Source organism: Vibrio sp. 10N.261.46.A3 (assembly GCF_041472995.1).
GTDB classification, from domain to species: domain Bacteria; phylum Pseudomonadota; class Gammaproteobacteria; order Enterobacterales; family Vibrionaceae; genus Vibrio; species Vibrio coralliirubri.
Map to the genome: position 1 here is coordinate 1 of NZ_JBFRRH010000101.1, position 18,269 is coordinate 18,269.

Here is an 18,269-nt window from a genome sequence, read left to right on the forward strand (position 1 = left end):
CAATGATCACGGGTATAGATCGTGCTTGGTCTTATCAGGCAAGCAAACATTACATGCCGCAATGTGGAACGATGGGCAGTAAAGATAAAGAAACCTTTGAGACGCGTTTAGCGAATCTTCAAAAATCCTTCCAAAAGGCTGAGAATAAATTGGGTGACAGCGACTTCTTTAAAGGCGATTACATATCTAACGTCGACATCGCTTGGCTACCACTGTTGCACCGAGCGTCAGTAATCAAAGAGGGCTCAGGCTTTGATATGCTTGAAGGCTTCCCGAAAGTACAGAAGTGGCAAGCGGCGCTGATTGAATCTGGCTTGACCGATAAAACCGTTCCTGCGGACTTTATTGAGAAGTTCAGCGGTTTCTATTTAACGAATAACTACTTGGCTAGTCTTGCTGACGCTCGTTAATAACATGAATTAAATTGAAATATATTTTAATAGCAGACCGTTCTAAATAAGCACTCTCCAAAAATAAAACTCATTCTTCTCTTTATATCTTTTATTGGATAAATTGAGAAACAGGGTGAGTTTTTATATTTAGGCATGAAGATTCAGGTTGTTTTTGAGAGCGAATGAAAATTTAATTAGCTCGATAACAATCTGATTGTAATAAGTTTAATGTTGATGATGCTCCTGTTTACTATCAGGTTTATTCGTATTTTAGTGCTCGTTACGCCTCAGGAAATACAACTGTCTCATAAATAAGACTTGATTAAATATCTATGATTGTTCGTTTGATGACCTAAAAATCTTGTGGTACTTTCTCATTCGCTCCGTAAATGAACAGTGTTTTATTATTCATTTGGAGTTGCTTATTTAATTTATTTTAAACAGTAACGCAACAGGTGAAATAGTGTCGGAAACTATTGGCTGTTGGTCAACGTTGCTGTAGGACAGACAAAAAAAGGGTATTTTCATGCTTAAATCATCATTTCTATTGGGCCTAGTTGGCTTAGTTTCACTTCCTACACTTGCTGCTGGTATCGAGGGTGGCCCATACATTGGCGCAGGCCTTGGTGTGTATCAAGACTCAGACACTGACGGCGCAGGCAGTTTAGATGCTGAAAGCATGGGGTATAGCCTTTACGGTGGCTACCAGTTTAACCGTATTGTAGGTATCGAACTTGGTTACACAGATTATGCTGACTATGAATCATTTGGAACTAAGGTGTTTTCACCAACATCGCTTTCTGTTTCGGCAAACCTAGGCTACACCTTCGATAACTCAATTCGTCCCTTTGTACTAGCGGGCTTAAGCTATGTAGATTTGGACTCAAACAACGCTAGCTCTTTTGATGATGATTCTGGTGCCGGCTTTCATTTCGGTATTGGTGTTGAATACACGCCAGTAGAAAACCTAACCTTACGTTTGATCTCACAAGCAGACGCAGTAAACATCGAATTCTTCGATAGAGCGACGGGTAATCGATTAGAAAGCCGTGATGTAGCGTTTAGCACAGTAACACTGGGTGCTTCGTACAATTTCTAATGGCTTCTGTTAAATAGCTTAAAGCTAAAGCTATGGACACCTAAAACCGCTCTAACGTTGAGCGGTTTTTTTATGTCCAAAATAACGATTGGTCACGCTATGGGCGGAGTTGCTCCAAAGCCTGAAATTAGTTGGTTTTCACAAGCTTATAAAAGGGAATTATCTCGACTATTTTGGTAGATTAAAGGTATTACAGACTTCCAGTGAGCAGCAATGAAGATTCTTCACACGTCCGATTGGCACCTTGGCCAAAACTTCTACAATAAAAGCCGTAAGAATGAACATGAACGGTTTTTACAATGGTTACTTGAGCAAGTTACAGAGCACGACATCGACGCGATCATTGTTGCTGGCGACATTTTCGATACCAGTACACCGCCGAGTTACGCTCGTGAGATGTATAACAAGTTTGTGGTCGATTCGAACAAGATCGGTTGCCAATTGGTGTTATTAGGTGGAAATCACGATTCAGTCTCTGTGCTTAAAGAGACACAACAGTTGCTCAAATACATGGGTGCAGACGTGATTCCAAACACCAATGAAGATCATGCGACTCAGGTTGTCGAACTAAAAGGCAAGAACGGCGATGTAGAAGCGCTGGTTTGTGCCATTCCTTTTATTCGTCCTCGCGATGTGTTGATGAGCCAAGCCGGTGTCACCGGCGTTGAGCGCCAAAAACAACTCGGCGATGCAATCAAACAGCATTATCAAAGTGTTTATGATGCGGCGGTTGCTAAGCGCGCGACGTTTGCAAACAGCGAGCACATGCCGATCATCGCTACCGGCCACTTAACTGCGATGGGTGTTCAACAATCGGATTCGGTACGTGATATCTATGTCGGCAACCTTGATGGTTTTGCCGCTGATGGCTTCCCAGACGCAGACTATATTGCACTTGGTCATATCCACCGCCCACAAGTGGTGGCAAAGCGTGAATACATTCGTTATTCAGGCTCTCCAATCCCACTAAGCTTTGATGAACTTAAATCTCAGAAACAAGTGTGTGTTGTTGAATTTGTAGAAGGTGAGCGCACCATTTCTCAACTGCCTGTTCCCACATTCCAACCTCTAGCTGAAATCAAAGGCGACTTGAGCGAGATCGAATCTCAGCTGAATCAATACATAGGTTTAGATAGCGAACAAAGCGTGTGGTTATCGATAGAAGTGCAAGCGCAAGATTACTTGTCGGATCTACAAGAGCGCATGCGTTCATTAACTGACGGTTTGAATGTGGAAGTACTTCAACTGCGCCGAGCAAGAGAGCGTCGTAATCAAGCATTAGAGCAAGAGTCGGCAGAAACCTTATCTGAACTGAGCCCGATGGACGTGTTTACGAAGCGTATTGCCTTAGAAGAGTTTGAAACGGATTCTGAAAAAGCGCGTTTAGAGCGAATGACGGTGAAGTTTAAACAAGTGATGGTTGAAGTGTCCGAGAGCGCTCAAGCGCCAAACAAAGTAGAAGAGTAACCAGTATGAAGATTTTAAGCCTAGAATTTGAAAACCTGAACTCTTTGAAAGGGCGTTGGAAGCTCGATTTTACTCAATCACCATTTGCGGAAAATGGCCTGTTCGCGATTACTGGCCCAACAGGGGCGGGTAAAACCACCATTCTTGACGCGATTTGTTTGGCACTGTTCCACCGCACACCGCGTTTAAAGAGCATCGCTAAAGGCAACAACGAATTAATGACGCGTGGTACGGGTGAGTGTTTCGCTGAACTGGAATTTGAAGTGCAGGGCAAAACGTACCGTTCTAACTTCCATCAAAAGCGAGCGCGTGGAAAACACGATGGCGCATTACAAACACCAACGTGCGAATTTGCGGATGCGGACACCGACAAAGTCTTAGAAACCATGCTGACCAAGAAAACCAAGTTGGTGGAGCAGGTAACAGGTCTAGATTTTTCACGCTTCACTAAATCTATCATGTTGTCTCAGGGGGAGTTTGCGGCGTTCTTAAATGCCAATGCTAACGACCGTGCAGAGCTACTTGAAGAGCTGACGGGAACCGAAGTCTATAGCCTGATTTCAGAGCGTATCTACGATCATTTCAAGTCGAGTGAAGAGTCGCTTAATCACCTTAAAGCGAAAGCAGAAGGGGTGAGCTTACTGTCTGAAGAGCAAATCCAAGCGCTGACCGCAGAGCGTGAAACGTTAGAAGTCGAGCAGAAGCGTTTAGCCGAGCAGTTAAAAGAGTGGCAAGCGCATCTAAGCTGGTGGAAAGACGTCACTAAAGCTGAGCAAACTATCGCGACCAGTGAGCACGATCTGAAAACCGCTCAAGATGAACTAGACCGTAACCAACCGTCACTAGAGCGCTTGGCAAACAGTGAGCCGGCTGAAAAGCTGCGCCCAATGCACAAAGATTTAATGCGTTGCGAACAAGAGGTGGACACTACTCAAGCTCACCTAGATAACAGCACCAAGTTACTTGCCGTTCGTGATGCAGAGAAGCAAGACGCGCAAACTAAACTGACTCAAAGCAGTGCGATTGTCGAACAGGTAAAAAGTGAGCAACAAGATCAAGAGAAGATCATCGATCTTGTCCGTCCGCTCGATAACCAAATTGCCGTACTCAAAGATAAGCAAACTGCGGCCGTTAATGCAGCGAATACGCTAAACGAGCAACATACGCAGCAGCGCAATCAACAGATTGTTTTAGTCCAAAAAACAGATGCACTGAAGCAACAAGATCAACTCAGCACTGAGTACCTAAATACGCATCAAACTGACCAACATCTGGAAAAATACCTAGGTCAATGGCAAGCAAAGGTCGAGCAAGTTCGTACTCTAGAGCGTCAGCATTCAGAACAGTTGAACTCAGCGAAGCAAGCTTTGTCTGCGGTTGATGCTCAGCAAACGATCATCAAATCTGCGCAAGAAGCTAAAGCAACGCAAGATAAAACTTTAGCTGAGTTGGTTTTGGTAGAGAGTAGTGCAAAGCAACAGTGGGAAGCATTGCAAGGCAACACCAGCGAGCAAGTATTGAATGCGCAAAAAGATCTGTTGGAGTTTTGGAATCGCAATACCCACTCATTACTCGAGATCAATCGTGGTTTCCTAAATGCCCAGCAACAGCTGCACGCAAAAACTCAAACGCATCAAACCAACACTCAGTTGGTCGACAAGCTTTCGAAAGAGCGTGAAGTGCTGGTTGAGAGATATAAAGAGAAAGAGACTTCACTTGAGCGATTAACGCGTTTGATTGATCAAGAAGGCGAATTGGCGAAATACCGTGCAGCTCTAGAATCTGGATCTGAATGCCCACTATGTGGTTCAACAGACCATTCGATTGAACAGTCGCAAGACATTGCAAATTTGGTTGTTCAAAAAGATAGGGAAAACCTAGAGCTAACGGCTATCAAAAAAGAAGGCCAAGAGCATCGTCAGCAGTTAGATTCTCTTGCCCCTATGATTGCGGCGCTTAACGATGACATTCAACGTGCGCGAGCGGATATTCAGCAGGCTCAAATGAATTGGCAAGGCGTTGTCGGCAAGCTTCAACAGAACTTATCGGATTTCGTTGACACGGCTCCTGAACTGGCGCTGCTAACGATTAACGATTTAGGCAATGAACCTGCCGTCGCGACCTTTGCACAGCAGTGTGAACTTCTACTAAGTCTGAACGCGCAGCAACTCAAAGCGTTGGCTGATGCTAAAGCGCATTATGCCGAAGCTGAGAAACAACGCCTGTCTGTAAGTGTTATGGCTGACAAGGCGCAATCTAATCTCGAGTTAGCCGAGCAACGCTTAGCGGATCTGAATAAGCAAAACCAAGTCGCAAACGAGCAAGTGACTCAGATAACTCAAGCGAAAGAGCACCAATGGAGTGCTTTGAAAGAGAGCATTGTTCAAACGGCTATCGAAGCGCCTGAATTAGAACATATCGATGATTGGTTTACTGAGAAATCACAAGCATCAAGCATGTGGCAGCAAACTAAACAGCAACAGGCCGATATTGAGAAGCAACTGATCACTCAAAATGCCGAATTGAAAACCTTAGATGACAAGCTAAGCAGTGTTGAGAAAGAGCTTGCGACACTGACGCAACAGAGTGAGTCTTTAGTGTCAGAACTGACTCGTGTAACGGCTGAAAGAACAGAGTTATTTGGTGACAAAGACATTCAAGCCACCAGCAATGCGATGAAGCACAAAGTTACTGAAGCGGTAAGTGCATTTGATGTTGCGCAGTTAGTGCTTAACCGCAGCGAACTTGAACATCGAACCGAGCAAACCAAACACATTAGCTTCTCTGAAGAGTTGACCAGCAAGCAGTCAAGTTACACACAAGCGTCGAATGCTTGGTCAGAAGCGCTGAAAACTAGCCCGTTCGAAGATGAGGCTAATTTTGAAGCGGCGTTGTTGGATGAAGAGGTTAGAACTCAACTTCAAAGCCTCAAGAAGTCTTTAGACGAAGCGATTGTCAGTGCACAAGCAAAGTTGAACACCGCTAAAGCGGCGCAAGTGGATCTACAAAATCACGAAAATGCGAAAGCATGGCAAGAGCAAGACCAGCAGCAAGTTGAAGAAGCGACGACTGAGTGTCAAAACGCACAACAAAGCCATGCGACAAAGATCGGTGCGATTTCTGCCAATCTTGAAACGGATAGCCAGAACCGCAGCAATCAGCAAGATCTGTTCAAGCAAATCGACGAGCAACAAGTCGACTTTGATGATATTTCACGTCTGAATTCACTTATTGGTTCTAAGAACGGCGACAAGTTCCGTAAGTTTGCTCAAGGTCTAACACTGGAAAACTTGGTGTATTTGGCGAACAAGCAGCTACAACGTTTGCATGGTCGTTACGAGCTAAAACGTAAAGCCGATGATGGATTAGAACTGCAAGTGCTCGACACATGGCAGGGCGATGTGATGCGTGATACCAAGACGTTATCAGGTGGCGAAAGCTTCTTGGTGAGCTTGGCGTTGGCATTAGCGCTTTCTGATCTTGTGAGCTACAAAACCAGTATTGATTCTCTGTTCTTAGATGAAGGTTTCGGTACGCTGGATAGTGACACATTGGACATTGCACTTAACGCTCTCGATAACTTGAATGCATCAGGCAAGATGATTGGCGTGATTAGCCACGTTGAAGCTCTGAAAGAGCGAGTACCCGTTCAGCTTAAAGTGACAAAACACTCTGGCTTAGGTGTGAGTGAGATGGAGAAACAGTACAAGGTTGTCGCTTAGGTTCTAGCTATATTCCATCAGTGCAGAAATAGAAACAGAGCTAGATGAAGCAGATCCCCGACTCAGTCGTTCCTCCTTCTCGAGGATGAAGGAGTCGGGAGTTGTCATTTATCACTTCGCCATCACTCCTTAAAGTTTGGAACGATTAAAAAGCAGCCGCCATTCCCTAAAGTGAGGTACGAACGTAATAGGGAATCTAGATTTGTTCGCATTACCTTCGTCATTCCCTAAAGTGAGGCACGAGCGTAATAGGGAATCTCTAGTAAACGAACGAAGTGGACTCATCAAGAAGGAAACGGCCATGCACAAGAAGCCACATTTACCGACTAAGACATGTCCCGTTTGCCACAAGCCTTTCGCATGGCGTAAAAAGTGGCAGCGCTGTTGGGATGACGTGATCTACTGTTCTGAACGTTGTCGCCGTAATAAATCTGAGTCTTCATACTCTTGAACAGATCAGCTCATTCCTCATGACCTAAAGCCCTTAACTCTAATATTTCCTTCCTTTGTCATCATTTTGATGATCCTTTAATCGTTTCGTCATTCATTTCTCAAGTTAATATTTCTATCTGTAAGATAAGTGATGTATAAAGGCGGCATGAAGATACCTAAAAGAATACAGCCTTTAGTTGACGATGGTTTAGTCGACGAGGTGACAAGCCAACTCATGAGTGGCAAAGAAGCATCGGTGTACATTGTGCGCTGCGGAGATACGATCCGTTGTGCCAAGGTATATAAGGAAATAAGCCAACGCAGCTTCAAAAAAGCGACCGCGTATCGCGAAGGCCGAAAAGTCCGAAATAGCCGCCGTGCTCGAGCGATGGAAAAAGGCTCTGGCTTTGGTCGTGAACAACAAGAAAAGGTTTGGCAAAGTGCTGAAGTGGATGCCTTATATAAACTGGCAGAAGCGGGCGTACGTGTGCCTGTCCCTTACGGTTGCTTTGATGGCGTATTGCTTATGGAACTGGTCACTGACGATGATGGTTACGTTGCACCACGTTTGAACGATGTCGTGATGTCAGCAGAGCAAGCGATCGAAGACCACGCTGTGATGATGACCTACGTAGTTAAAATGCTGTGTGTTGGTTTGATCCATGGTGACTTGTCTGAGTTCAACGTATTGGTGGATGAGTACGGCCCAGTAATTATCGATCTACCGCAAGCGGTTGACGCTTCGGCGAACAACAACGCTGAGTGGATGCTGGCTCGTGACATCAATAACATCCGTGACTACTACGCTCAGTTTGCCCCTGAATTGGCGAAAACCGAGTATGCCAAGGAAATGTGGGCGCTGTACGAGAAAGGCGACTTGAAGCCAGACAGCAAGCTAACGGGTGAGTTTACGGAAACGGACGACTTGGCTGATATCGAAGCCATCATGCAAGAGATAGACGCTGCGCGAATTGAAGAGCAACACCGACGCGAGCGAGCGAAAGAAGAGAAAGAAGGTGTCGACGATACCAAGTTCAATTGGGCTGAGTAATCGTGATGATCAGTTTTGATCTTTAGCTAGATATCGACCATACGCCCTAAAAGACTCAGGCGTTCTTTCAAAAAACAACCCAATGGAGCCTCAACTCTGTTGGGTTTTCTTTTTTAGCACTAATGAAAGATGGCCACTGGTATTAACTACCAATTTAACTGCTCGCCATCGTAAGCATAGAAGTGCCCACTTTTGTCCGGTGTGGCAGTGCGAATGATATCGACCAACTGATGGGCGACATAGCTCGACTCAAACAACTTACCTTCAGGGACATTGGTCTGAAAAGGTTTCGATAGAGCCGTGTCTGTTGTGCCCGGATGCAGTGCTAACACAGTGCCTTTCTTAATGGTGCGTTGCCATTCTATCGACATGGTTTTGATGAACATGTTGAGGGCTGCTTTCGATGAACGATAGCTATACCAACCGCCTAATCGGTTGTCTGAAATACTGCCTACCTTTGCGGATACCACAGCAAATTTTGGATTGTCACTCGTTCTAAGAATTGGCGTGAAGTGCTTTGCCAATAACAAGCTGGGTAGGGTATTCACAGAGATGTTTTTCAGAAAAAACTCAGGGTCGATGGACGACAGGTTCTTTTCCGGCCCAAGGTCTGGAGTGTGGAGCATACCTACGCAGTTGATCAACCAATCAAGTTGGTCAAACTCACAACTCAAGCGCTTAATATCAGCTTCGTCGGTGGCGTCGACTTTGTGCCAGCTCAAGCGATTGTTTTCTAGTTCCGGCTGTTGAGAGTGGTAAGTCGCGTCTACATGCACATCAAGAAAATCAAACCGAGAGAGCTCAGATAATAGGTGTTTAACCACAGCGAAACCAATACCGCCGCTCCCACCGACCACCAATATGTGTAATCTGAGTTGCTCCACCATTATAAGTTCTCCAAGTTTGTGATTCGTTGTTCAGCGGTATCGAGAATCGCTTGTTGTGATTGTTCGTCCATGTTGTCCCAAGAGCGATATAACATGCCCATACGTGGGATGCGGTTTAACGCATCGCGGTGTTGGTTCATAAAGCGCCAATACAAGCTATTGAAAGGGCAAGATTGCTCGCCGCTGCGTTCTTTTATCTTGTAGTGACAACCTTTGCAGTAGTCGCTCATGCGGTTGATATAGGAACCGCTGGCAGAGTATGGTTTGGTTCCGACGATCCCGCCATCCGCAAACAGTGCCATACCTCGCGTATTTGGCATTTCAACCCACTCAATCGCGTCGACGTAAATACTGAGGTACCAACTGTCGACTTGGTCAGGGTCTATGCCTGTGATTAAACAGAAGTTGCCAGTGATCATTAACCTTTGGATATGGTGCGCGTAAGCAAACTCAAGAGACTGGTCAATCGCATGCTTCATGCAGTTCATCTTGGTTTGTCCGTCCCAAAAGTAATGGGGCAGGTTATTGTTTGCTGAGTAATGGTTTTTGCTGGCGTAAGCAGGCATGTTTGCCCAATAGACAGCGCGTATGTACTCTCGCCACCCCAGTATTTGGCGTACAAACCCTTCGACCTGTGCAATGTCAATGCTTGGTTTATTTGAAGAACTGTCTCGATGACTGGATGCTTGGTAGGCCGACAGCGCTGCATCAATCACTTCTTTAGGGCTCAGCAGTTTGCTGTTCAGAGAGAACGAAATGCGGCTATGATACAAGCTCCATTTAGAGTCGTGCTCTGTAGTCATCGCATCTTGAAACTGCCCAAATAACGGTAAGCAGACTTGGCAGAAATGAGCGAGCAAAGACAAACTTTGTGCTCGGTTCACCGGCCATAATAACTGGCTACCGACTTGACCAATGGTTTGCACTTGGTGGCGTTCGATACGCTGCAAAATGTCGGTTATGTCATTGGTAAACATCAGAGGCTGAGGCAGGTTTTCGATGTCTTGTTTCTTGAGTTTCTTTCGATTGTTCGCGTCGTAATTCCATTTGCCACCAACGGGCTTTCCGTCTTCTAGCAAAATGTCGAAACGCTTTCTCATTCGGCGATAGAAGTGCTCCATCATGATGTGTTTGTCTTTCGGGAACTGTTGTTCGATCTCTTCAAATGGAAAGAGGAAGTGCTCCGTATCACAACAACCTTTGGTTACATTGGTCAGCTTGAGCTTGTTCATCTGCTCTAAGAGGCGATATTCATCTGGCCTTTGATATTCAAACTTCTCTGCGCCGAATTCGTGTACATAGTGCTTTAGAAGTGTATCTAGGTTTTCAAATTGCGTGGTATCGTCCAAGGTGAGGTGAAGTACCTGATGACCTTGTTCTTTGAGTTCGTCAGCGAAGTAACCCATCGCACAGAAAAACGCGGCCACTTTTTGAATGTGAGAGGCAACATAATCTGTTTCTTGTTTGAGCTCAGCAATGATGTAAATAACGTCATCGTCAACTTGTTGAAACCATGAATGCTCAATGTTTAATTGGTCACCTAATATAAGTCGTACCGTTTTAAAGTTCATAATGCGTCCTGGTTTGTGAGGCTTGTTGTGACAGCGTTACCACCTGTCCATTGATTGATGAAGGCATGGTCTGGGTCGTACATTTCAGTCTGCTTAGTTAAATCAAAATGGCGTGATTTAGGTTGTGATTGGTTTTTCGTCTGGTTGTTGCGGGCGGGTTGATTGAGAGCCCCAGCGATATACGCCCAATTTCCCCAGTTAGATGCTACGTCATAGTCGACAAGCTGGCTTTCGAAATAGGCTGCACCGTGTCGCCAGTCGACGCCCAACTCGTAAATCAAACAGCTTGCGGCTAACTGCCTTCCACGATTGGACATGTAGCCAGTCGCATTAAGTTGGCGCATACATGCATCGACAATCGGGTAGTTGGTGTTACCGCTCTTCCACTTGGAAAACTTAAGGTTTGCCGATGGAGTGATATTTTCTGCTGTAACGGGATTTGTGGATGAGCCCGAAAATAGCGATGACTTCAACGACATGCACTTCCAATAAAAATACTCTCGCCATAACAGCTCGAAATAGATCCAGTAGGTTGAATCATTGGAACCATGATGCGACTCAAATCGCGTGAGGTGTCTGCAGATTGTTTTTGGTGAGACACAACCTGATGCGAGCCACGGTGAAAACTTGGTCGAGTTCTCGACGCCATCCAACGCATTCCGAGTCTGTTTATAGCGGCTCGCGTAATCGCGTGAGAAGTAGTGGTCGAGATGTACTAACCCCAATGTTTCACCGCCTTTGAAGCTCAGCTCGCTCGTCAAATCGTTCGTCATAAAAAGGGAGGCTTTTGAGTGACAGTGTGACGTTTCTGTTAGGTCTGGTGCTGGTGGTAACTTCGTTATGGTCAAACTTTGTGTATCGACAGACAAGTATTCGATGAGTTTTCTGAACTTGGTAAACGAGCGGGGTAACTTGTCTAACGTAAAAGGGAAGTCATCGAGCTCAAACAAAGTTGAGTTATGAGATTGAATCGCAGTTAAGTTCGGGCAGTCAGCCAACGTTGATTGCACTAGCTGTTGCTCGTCGTAGCCACAATGAACATTTGCAAACAAGTGAGTGACGTTTAGAGCAGAGATAATCTCGTTGAGCGAATCTTTGACGTTATCGCTTTTATCGTGGTCTTGTTTAAGGACGATGAGTGTTTGATCTAGGCCGCTCAGGTTAATCTTAAGATCGCTTATCGATTGTGAAATGAAAGCTGTGCGGTGAGCGCCATATTGTTGTTCTTGGGCGAACTGTGAAGAGTAGTGCGACAGAATCGGTTCAACGACGACACATACGAGCTCATCGACGATTTGGCTTGCTTGGTAAAGTAGCGCATTGTCGTTGATTCTTAAGTCGTTTGTAAAAAGATACAGGCCAATCTTTTTCATTACTTTCACTCGGCGATTTGTTAATTATTAGACGCTTACGAGTTGATAGGCTGACAAGATCACAAATGATTACTCTAAGTGGGAAATAGGAGATTTCGGTCAGGATGAGTGTGTTGAAGAGGATATCAAGCCAACCAATAATACCGATAGAGGTTGGCAATGCCGGTTATTTTTGAGTGTCGAACTGGAGCTTCTATTCCATAGGAACAACGAGAATATCGATAGGGGAAGTATCGATGATCTGTTTAGAATGGGAGATGAGCTTATGCCAAAAATCATGGTGATGGCCGCACAGCAATAGGTCAACGCCGTTTGCTTCGATGGCATTTTTGAGCTTATCGTTCAAATCACCCGTTCCCACGAAAATGTGCTTGATTGGGTGTTTGGCGTAGGCTTCAAACTCTTTCAAATGCTTAACGGCATCTTCATTGATGGGTAAATCACCGTCATTTCCCTGAATATCAACGAGCTCTGGATAAATTTCTCCATGCGTACCATCGATATAAACAAATGAAATGCCAGCCTCCAGTTTATCAGCGAAGAAGGTCGCTCTATCAATGAGAATCTTGGTGTCGTCAGACAGTTCAAGTGCGACCAGAATATGTCGGTAATCCATAATTAAAGCCTCTTGTTGTGAGTTATGTAACAAGCATAGTTTCTGTTGGCGCAAATGATATCGAAGAGATCTCATATTGCGTAAAATCATCATTCAATGTTCTTCTAAGCACTATCGTATTTATATCGCTTTGATTGATAAGAAATTTACAAAAGGTTGATATAGTGGTTGAAGCGCTAGCTTATGCTGTTAGATAGGCTTGATAGTTCAATGCGCCAATAACGAAGAGGCATCAATGACAGCACTACTAACCATTCCCACTCGAACATTAGGTTTCGACTACGATATTGAGATCCGAGACTGGTCTCAAAAGCTTGTCGGCTTTCATGTGTTTGAAGATTGTAGACGACCGCTTGATGGGGGCATTGGGCTGAGCCTCAACCTTGTTGAACAGTTTGACGTGAATGGTCGTTGGTTAGACTCATTGCCTGCGCGTTATCGTGAAATCACCGACGACTTTCCAGAATACCAATACCAGATGCTGTGGCTAGCAGCGAATACCTATGAAGCCGCGCAATTGCTTGAATTAAGGCCTGTTATTTTGGCTTTGATCTGCATGAAGCACAGCGTCGACAATCAGAAAGCATTGGCACTGAGTCGCTTAGGGCAGAAGAAGATCCTTGCTAAGTTGGGTTTAGACAGCAGCAAGGCGACGCTCAAATTCATCGACAAGCTAGAGCTTCATTACAATGTTGGTGATGAACTCGACCACATTGTTCGCATTCTCGAACCGCTGCAAAGACGAGTTCTTAAATTCAAACATTACTCAAAAGTTGGATACACAGCCCTGCGTTTGGACCAAGTTCATCCATTTTTAACCGGCAGTCGATTAGGGATTGCAATGGTGGAAGAGGGCAGACTTAATGCACCGTCGAAGATGGCGATGTTCCAAGATGCGATATTGCTAGGACAAGATTTGGAGATGGATGATCCACTGCGCGCGATTACCAGTCAGAACTCTTTCGCGATGTTTGAACAACTTCATGACCGCTGGACGGAACAGCGCCAATTACGTCGCTTGGAGGGTAATCGCCCAATGGATAAAGACATCCCTTATCCCGTTCCTTTGCTCGGTAATGACAACATTCATCCACTTACTGATTATTACGATCTTGAACACGAAGGCATAGAGCAGAAGCACTGCATTGGTGTGTATCACAACCGAATCATGAGCGATCGGTATGTGGTGTTCCGCATGCTTAAACCTCAGCGTTTAACCATAGGTTTACGTCGTGTCCCGAGCAAAGCATTTCCGTTTGAGATTGACCAAATCTGCGGAAAACGAAATGCACCGCCGTCGGAATCCGCTCGCCAAGTGATTCACGACTGGTTAGAAGCGAGTAAGCAGAAGTATCCTAAGCAATAACCATGAAGTAGAAGGAATACAGGATGTTTCAACAAGGCGATCTTTGCCCGCATTGTGGTTTGATGATTGTGATGCCTACGGATCTACAAGGTGAATGCCTAGGATGCGGCGAAGAAATTAATCAAGATCCAGCAGACGATTACGACGAAGAAGAGTAGCTTTACCTACACTTAGATTAAACAAGGCTAGGATAGCCGAATTACACCCTTTCAAAGGACGGACAAATGCAGAAAGTAATCTTTAGAAATTGCGATGAAAGCTCATCTTATTGGCGTGAGTTAGAGGGCTTATTTCAAAGCGAATGGTCTGACTTCAAGTTTAGAGATACCTATAAAGAAAATGTACAACTCCCTCCAGTAATAACCGTACTTCGCGATAATGTGGTCATTGGTGGCTTGGCGTATTCCTATTTTCAAGAACCTCACCAAGTTCGTGATGTGGTGTGGATCAACGCCGTGTTCGTCGACCCTCAATGGCGCGGTCAAGGTATTGCAAGTGAACTGATTAATCGTGGTGTCAGACAGGTTTCTTCTGCAGTGCAAACTCAACTCTACGCATACACCAATATCATGGGACTCTACCAAGGTCTAGGTTGGTCAGTTGTCGATATCGAATCAGAACCGAACCATAAAGTGATGAGTATTGAGCTTAATCGATAAGCTCGGAATAAAAGCCTGATATTAGGTTATCTGCCGCTCGAGTAATGAAGCTCTCCCTTTCATCCATAACGCATAAAACTGTTAAATTTTCGTTGGAACTCATGTCGATATCGCCTTTAAATCAAACAACTAGCTGTTGATTAAAACGATCAAGACGATTTATTGCAGCAGTTGTTGAGCACAAAGCCTATATTGACTAGAATGACGCACTTTTTTTATTTACGTACATACAGGTAATGAACATGAGCGATACTAATTCAAGACCAGCTTTACCAGATCATCTTGCAGGCAACCCACGCAGCCCACACCACGTTGCTGAGTGTTTCGAATACCCAATCGGCATTCGTCTAAATGGTAAAGAGCGTACTGATGTTGAAGAATACTGCATCAGCGAAGGTTGGGTTAAGATCCCTTCTCCAAAAGCGCTAGATCGTTTTGGTCAGCCAATGCTTATTACTCTAAAAGGCACTGTAGAAGCTTTTTACATCGACGCATAATCACGTCGTGTGGCTAGCGAATACTTCGAGTAATTAGCTATTGTTTGTCTAATTAGTCAACATAAAGCCACCAAGCGTTATTACCTAAAAGGGTCTAGAGAAATCTAGACCCTTTTTGTTTGCATTGATGTTGGCGAATTTCTTTAACCAATAGCCCAAACCACCTTCATAACTCCACAGATTTAACCAAATTGTCGTTATTCACTATGCATTCGCAGTAATAACAAAGTTGTTGTTGGTTGATTCATGTTCGCTCGCTCTTCTAGGATTTATCCATACTCGAAAGTTCTGATGTTTAATTAAGCAGATACAAACAAAAACATGAAGCGCAGTCTAATTAAATGAAACTAATATGCTGTATTTAAAGTTATTTTTTGTTAATGACTACCTCTATCACAGAAATTAATCCTGAAGCACATACAATTCCCTTGGTTTCGAATGAGCGCTAAATTTTTTCGTTCGAGCATTTTAATTCTTCCTTCGCCCAATAATTATGAGGTTCCTATGTTTGGAATATTCAAACCTATGGCGCATATCGATCGCTTGTCATCAGACAAAATCGATAGCACCTACACACGACTAAGATGGCAGCTGTTTCTCGGCATCTTCGTTGGCTATGCGGGGTACTACTTAGTCCGTAAAAACTTTAGTTTGGCGATGCCTTATCTCATTGAACAAGGTTTTAGCCGCGGAGAACTAGGGGTTGCATTAGCGGCGGTATCTATCGCTTACGGCTTATCTAAGTTCTTAATGGGCAGTGTTTCTGACCGTTCTAACCCTCGTTACTTCCTCAGCGGTGGCTTGTTAATGTCGGCACTGGTGATGTTCTGCTTTGGCTTTATGCCATGGGCAACAGGCAGCATCACTGCGATGTTTATTCTGCTGTTCTTGAATGGTTGGTTCCAAGGTATGGGTTGGCCAGCTTGTGGACGAACCATGGTTCACTGGTGGTCACGCAAAGAACGTGGTGAGATCGTATCGGTATGGAACGTTGCTCACAACGTGGGTGGCGGTTTGATTGGCCCGATGTTCTTGTTGGGGCTGTGGGCTTTTAACGACGATTGGCGAACCGCTTTTTATGTTCCTGCATTTTTTGCCACTCTCGTTGCTGTCTTTGTTTGGTTTACCGTAAGAGATACGCCTCAATCTTGTGGGTTACCACCGATTGAAGAACACAAAGACGATTACCCAGACGACTACGATACGTCTCATGAGAAAGAAATGACGGCGAAAGAGATCTTCTTCAAGTACGTTTTCTCTAACAAGCTGTTGTGGTCAATCGCGATTGCTAACGCGTTTGTTTACCTTATCCGTTATGGCGTACTCGATTGGGCTCCGGTTTATTTAAAAGAAGCAAAAGACTTCTCAGTAGATAAATCATCATGGGCTTACTTCCTGTATGAGTGGGCTGGTATTCCTGGCACGTTATTGTGTGGTTGGATTTCAGATAAGTTATTCAAAGGCCGACGCGCACCTGCAGGTATCTTGTTCATGGTTCTAGTGACAGTCGCTGTGTTGGTATATTGGTTAAATCCAGCGGGTAACCCAACGGTTGATATGTTGGCATTGGTTGCGATTGGTTTCCTTATCTATGGCCCTGTAATGCTGATCGGCTTGTATGCACTGGAACTTGCACCTAAGAAAGCGGCGGGTACAGCTGCTGGTCTAACTGGTTTGTTTGGTTACTTAGGTGGTGCGGTTGCTGCGAACGCAATACTCGGCTTTATGGTTGACCATTACGGTTGGGATGGCGGCTTCATTATTTTGGTCGGCGCTTGTGTGGCTTCAATCATCTGTCTGCTTTACGCCTTCTTAGGTGAGCGTGCGCACCATAAACAAAAAGATCTCGAACGAGAGAAAGAAGCGCTAGCTCAGTAGTGTATTTACTGAATCACATCTATAAATAACAACAGAGGCAGGTATATCCTGCTTCTGTTTTATCAAGGAAAACAATAATGAAAACAACGTCACTGTCTCTGACCTTATTAGCACTAAGCTTATCTGCAAATGCGTTCGCCGACCCTTTAGTGATTGCTCATCGCGGTGCTTCTGGTTATTTACCTGAACACACTTTACCCGCTAAAGCGCTCGCTTACGCGATGAAACCTGACTACATCGAACAAGATGTCGTGATGACCAAAGACGACCAATTGGTGGTTTTGCATGATCACTATCTAGACCGAGTCACCGATGTCGCGGATCGCTTTCCAACACGCGCTCGTGCAGATGGCCGTTACTACGCAATTGATTTTACGCTTGCTGAGATCAAATCCCTGAAAGTGACCGAAGGCTTTAACCTAGATGAACAAGGTAACAGAGTCGCAGGGTACCCAACACGCTTCCCAATGTGGCAGTCTGATTTCCGTGTCGCTACCTTTGCAGAAGAAATCGAGCTGATCCAAGGCTTAAATAAGACCTTAGGTTATGACGTGGGCATCTATCCTGAAATTAAAGCACCTTGGTTCCATCGCCACGAAGGCAAAGACATCTCCAAAGCTGTACTTGCGACCTTGCATCAATATGGTTACCTATCGAAAGACGACAAAGTGTATTTACAGTGTTTCGACGCCAATGAACTTCAACGCATTAACGATGAGCTCATGCCTGCTATGGAAATGGATCTTAAGCTCGTTCAGTTGATGGCCTATACAGATTGGAATGAAACCATGACGTACCAAGGTGACAAAGCAACGCCGTACAGTTACGACTGGATGTTTGAAGCTGGTGGCATGGAAAAAGTCGCGACTTACGCGGAAGGAGTAGGCCCTTGGAAGCCAATGTTGGTGGACGATGCATCGACCAAAGATAACATCATCATTAAACCGTTAATGAAGTCAGCAAAAGACGCGGGCTTAGACGTTCACCCGTACACGTTCCGTGCTGACCCAGGAAGAATCCCAGCTTATGCTGATAACTTTGATGGCATGTTGGATGTCTTCTACAACCAAGTCAAAGTCGATGGTGTGTTTACTGACTTCCCAGACAAAGCGGTCGACTTCTTGAACCGTTAATATCCTGCCAATTACAAGCGACTATTAACGAGATATTCAGAGCCAAAAGCACACACTAAAGGTGTTTTTGGCTCTTCTTTTACTTTTTGGATCTTCTTGTATTTGCCTCGAAATCCTAACGATATT

Annotated in this window: 16 protein-coding genes; 12 read left to right on the plus strand and 4 right to left on the minus strand. The window is 44.8% G+C overall.

What is annotated here, in order from left to right; genetic code table 11:
• The 6 genes from AB4484_RS20840 to AB4484_RS20865 all read left to right on the plus strand — a co-directional run.
• On the plus strand, nucleotides 1-410 hold a 410-nt coding region (locus tag AB4484_RS20840), incomplete at its 5' end, for a glutathione S-transferase domain-containing protein (protein ID WP_372080189.1).
• 508 nt (nucleotides 411-918) lie between these two features.
• Nucleotides 919-1,491 carry a porin family protein gene (locus tag AB4484_RS20845; RefSeq protein ID WP_372080191.1) on the plus strand — a complete coding sequence of 191 codons (573 nt, stop codon included), beginning with the start codon at nucleotides 919-921 and terminating at the stop codon, nucleotides 1,489-1,491.
• A gap of 213 nt (nucleotides 1,492-1,704) precedes the next feature.
• Complete coding sequence (sbcD, locus tag AB4484_RS20850) at nucleotides 1,705-2,958, plus strand: exonuclease subunit SbcD (protein WP_372080193.1); 1,254 nt, start codon at nucleotides 1,705-1,707, stop codon at nucleotides 2,956-2,958.
• 5 nt (nucleotides 2,959-2,963) lie between these two features.
• Nucleotides 2,964-6,680, plus strand: coding sequence for an AAA family ATPase (locus tag AB4484_RS20855; RefSeq protein WP_372080195.1), 3,717 nt, complete (start codon nucleotides 2,964-2,966; stop codon nucleotides 6,678-6,680).
• Nucleotides 6,681-6,981: 301 nt separating this feature from the next.
• Nucleotides 6,982-7,131, plus strand: coding sequence for a DUF2256 domain-containing protein (locus AB4484_RS20860; RefSeq protein ID WP_082242266.1), 150 nt, complete (start codon nucleotides 6,982-6,984; stop codon nucleotides 7,129-7,131).
• A 147-nt stretch (nucleotides 7,132-7,278) separates the two neighbouring features.
• A complete protein-coding gene (locus AB4484_RS20865) occupies nucleotides 7,279-8,163 on the plus strand; it encodes a PA4780 family RIO1-like protein kinase (RefSeq protein ID WP_029236383.1) in 885 nt (294 codons plus the stop codon).
• 146 nt (nucleotides 8,164-8,309) lie between these two features.
• On the opposite strand, the gene AB4484_RS20870 is transcribed toward AB4484_RS20865, so the two are convergent.
• The 4 genes from AB4484_RS20870 to AB4484_RS20885 form a co-directional block, all read right to left on the minus strand.
• Nucleotides 8,310-9,050 (minus strand): SDR family oxidoreductase, encoded by a 741-nt coding sequence (locus AB4484_RS20870; protein WP_333009459.1) that lies wholly within the window; start codon nucleotides 9,048-9,050, stop codon nucleotides 8,310-8,312.
• Nucleotides 9,050-10,621, minus strand: a complete 1,572-nt coding sequence (locus tag AB4484_RS20875) for a cryptochrome/photolyase family protein (RefSeq protein ID WP_372080198.1) — start codon at nucleotides 10,619-10,621, stop codon at nucleotides 9,050-9,052. Before AB4484_RS20875 ends, AB4484_RS20870 begins: the two co-directional genes overlap by 1 nt.
• Nucleotides 10,618-11,994 carry a DASH family cryptochrome gene (locus tag AB4484_RS20880; protein ID WP_372080200.1) on the minus strand — a complete coding sequence of 459 codons (1,377 nt, stop codon included), beginning with the start codon at nucleotides 11,992-11,994 and terminating at the stop codon, nucleotides 10,618-10,620. Before AB4484_RS20880 ends, AB4484_RS20875 begins: the two co-directional genes overlap by 4 nt.
• Before the next feature lie 193 nt (nucleotides 11,995-12,187).
• Nucleotides 12,188-12,610, minus strand: a complete 423-nt coding sequence (locus tag AB4484_RS20885) for a universal stress protein (RefSeq protein WP_017063967.1) — start codon at nucleotides 12,608-12,610, stop codon at nucleotides 12,188-12,190.
• 235 nt (nucleotides 12,611-12,845) lie between these two features.
• On the opposite strand from AB4484_RS20885, the gene AB4484_RS20890 reads away from it, so the two are divergent.
• From AB4484_RS20890 to glpQ, 6 genes are all read left to right on the plus strand, one after another.
• Complete coding sequence (locus AB4484_RS20890; protein ID WP_122081488.1) at nucleotides 12,846-13,976, plus strand: PcfJ domain-containing protein; 1,131 nt, start codon at nucleotides 12,846-12,848, stop codon at nucleotides 13,974-13,976.
• Between the two features lie 23 nt (nucleotides 13,977-13,999).
• Entirely contained in the window at nucleotides 14,000-14,134 is a 135-nt protein-coding gene (locus tag AB4484_RS20895) for a hypothetical protein (protein ID WP_269146807.1), read from the plus strand.
• Nucleotides 14,135-14,200: 66 nt separating this feature from the next.
• Nucleotides 14,201-14,635: a GNAT family N-acetyltransferase gene (locus tag AB4484_RS20900; RefSeq protein WP_050645207.1), complete on the plus strand. Its 435-nt coding sequence runs from the start codon at nucleotides 14,201-14,203 to the stop codon at nucleotides 14,633-14,635.
• 242 nt (nucleotides 14,636-14,877) lie between these two features.
• On the plus strand, nucleotides 14,878-15,132 hold the full coding sequence (locus AB4484_RS20905) for a DUF3297 family protein (RefSeq protein WP_017059204.1): 255 nt from the start codon (nucleotides 14,878-14,880) through the stop codon (nucleotides 15,130-15,132).
• A 504-nt stretch (nucleotides 15,133-15,636) separates the two neighbouring features.
• Nucleotides 15,637-17,010: a glycerol-3-phosphate transporter gene (glpT, locus tag AB4484_RS20910; RefSeq protein ID WP_029235560.1), complete on the plus strand. Its 1,374-nt coding sequence runs from the start codon at nucleotides 15,637-15,639 to the stop codon at nucleotides 17,008-17,010.
• A 77-nt stretch (nucleotides 17,011-17,087) separates the two neighbouring features.
• Entirely contained in the window at nucleotides 17,088-18,143 is a 1,056-nt protein-coding gene (gene glpQ, locus AB4484_RS20915; protein ID WP_372080202.1) for a glycerophosphodiester phosphodiesterase, read from the plus strand.
• The last annotated feature ends 126 nt before the right edge of the window (nucleotides 18,144-18,269 follow it).

Excerpts from the sequence above, each read along its gene's own strand:
- AB4484_RS20845 (WP_372080191.1), top strand. The coding sequence starts at position 919 with ATGCTTAAATCATCATTTCTATTGGGCCTAGTTGGCTTAGTTTCACTT.
- sbcD (WP_372080193.1), top strand. The coding sequence starts at position 1,705 with ATGAAGATTCTTCACACGTCCGATTGGCACCTTGGCCAAAACTTCTAC.
- AB4484_RS20855 (WP_372080195.1), top strand. The coding sequence starts at position 2,964 with ATGAAGATTTTAAGCCTAGAATTTGAAAACCTGAACTCTTTGAAAGGG.
- AB4484_RS20860 (WP_082242266.1), top strand. The coding sequence starts at position 6,982 with ATGCACAAGAAGCCACATTTACCGACTAAGACATGTCCCGTTTGCCAC.
- AB4484_RS20865 (WP_029236383.1), top strand. The coding sequence starts at position 7,279 with ATGAAGATACCTAAAAGAATACAGCCTTTAGTTGACGATGGTTTAGTC.
- AB4484_RS20870 (WP_333009459.1), bottom strand. The coding sequence starts at position 9,050 with ATGGTGGAGCAACTCAGATTACACATATTGGTGGTCGGTGGGAGCGGC.
- AB4484_RS20875 (WP_372080198.1), bottom strand. The coding sequence starts at position 10,621 with ATGAACTTTAAAACGGTACGACTTATATTAGGTGACCAATTAAACATT.
- AB4484_RS20880 (WP_372080200.1), bottom strand. The coding sequence starts at position 11,994 with ATGAAAAAGATTGGCCTGTATCTTTTTACAAACGACTTAAGAATCAAC.
- AB4484_RS20885 (WP_017063967.1), bottom strand. The coding sequence starts at position 12,610 with ATGGATTACCGACATATTCTGGTCGCACTTGAACTGTCTGACGACACC.
- AB4484_RS20890 (WP_122081488.1), top strand. The coding sequence starts at position 12,846 with ATGACAGCACTACTAACCATTCCCACTCGAACATTAGGTTTCGACTAC.
- AB4484_RS20895 (WP_269146807.1), top strand. The coding sequence starts at position 14,000 with ATGTTTCAACAAGGCGATCTTTGCCCGCATTGTGGTTTGATGATTGTG.
- AB4484_RS20900 (WP_050645207.1), top strand. The coding sequence starts at position 14,201 with ATGCAGAAAGTAATCTTTAGAAATTGCGATGAAAGCTCATCTTATTGG.
- AB4484_RS20905 (WP_017059204.1), top strand. The coding sequence starts at position 14,878 with ATGAGCGATACTAATTCAAGACCAGCTTTACCAGATCATCTTGCAGGC.
- glpT (WP_029235560.1), top strand. The coding sequence starts at position 15,637 with ATGTTTGGAATATTCAAACCTATGGCGCATATCGATCGCTTGTCATCA.
- glpQ (WP_372080202.1), top strand. The coding sequence starts at position 17,088 with ATGAAAACAACGTCACTGTCTCTGACCTTATTAGCACTAAGCTTATCT.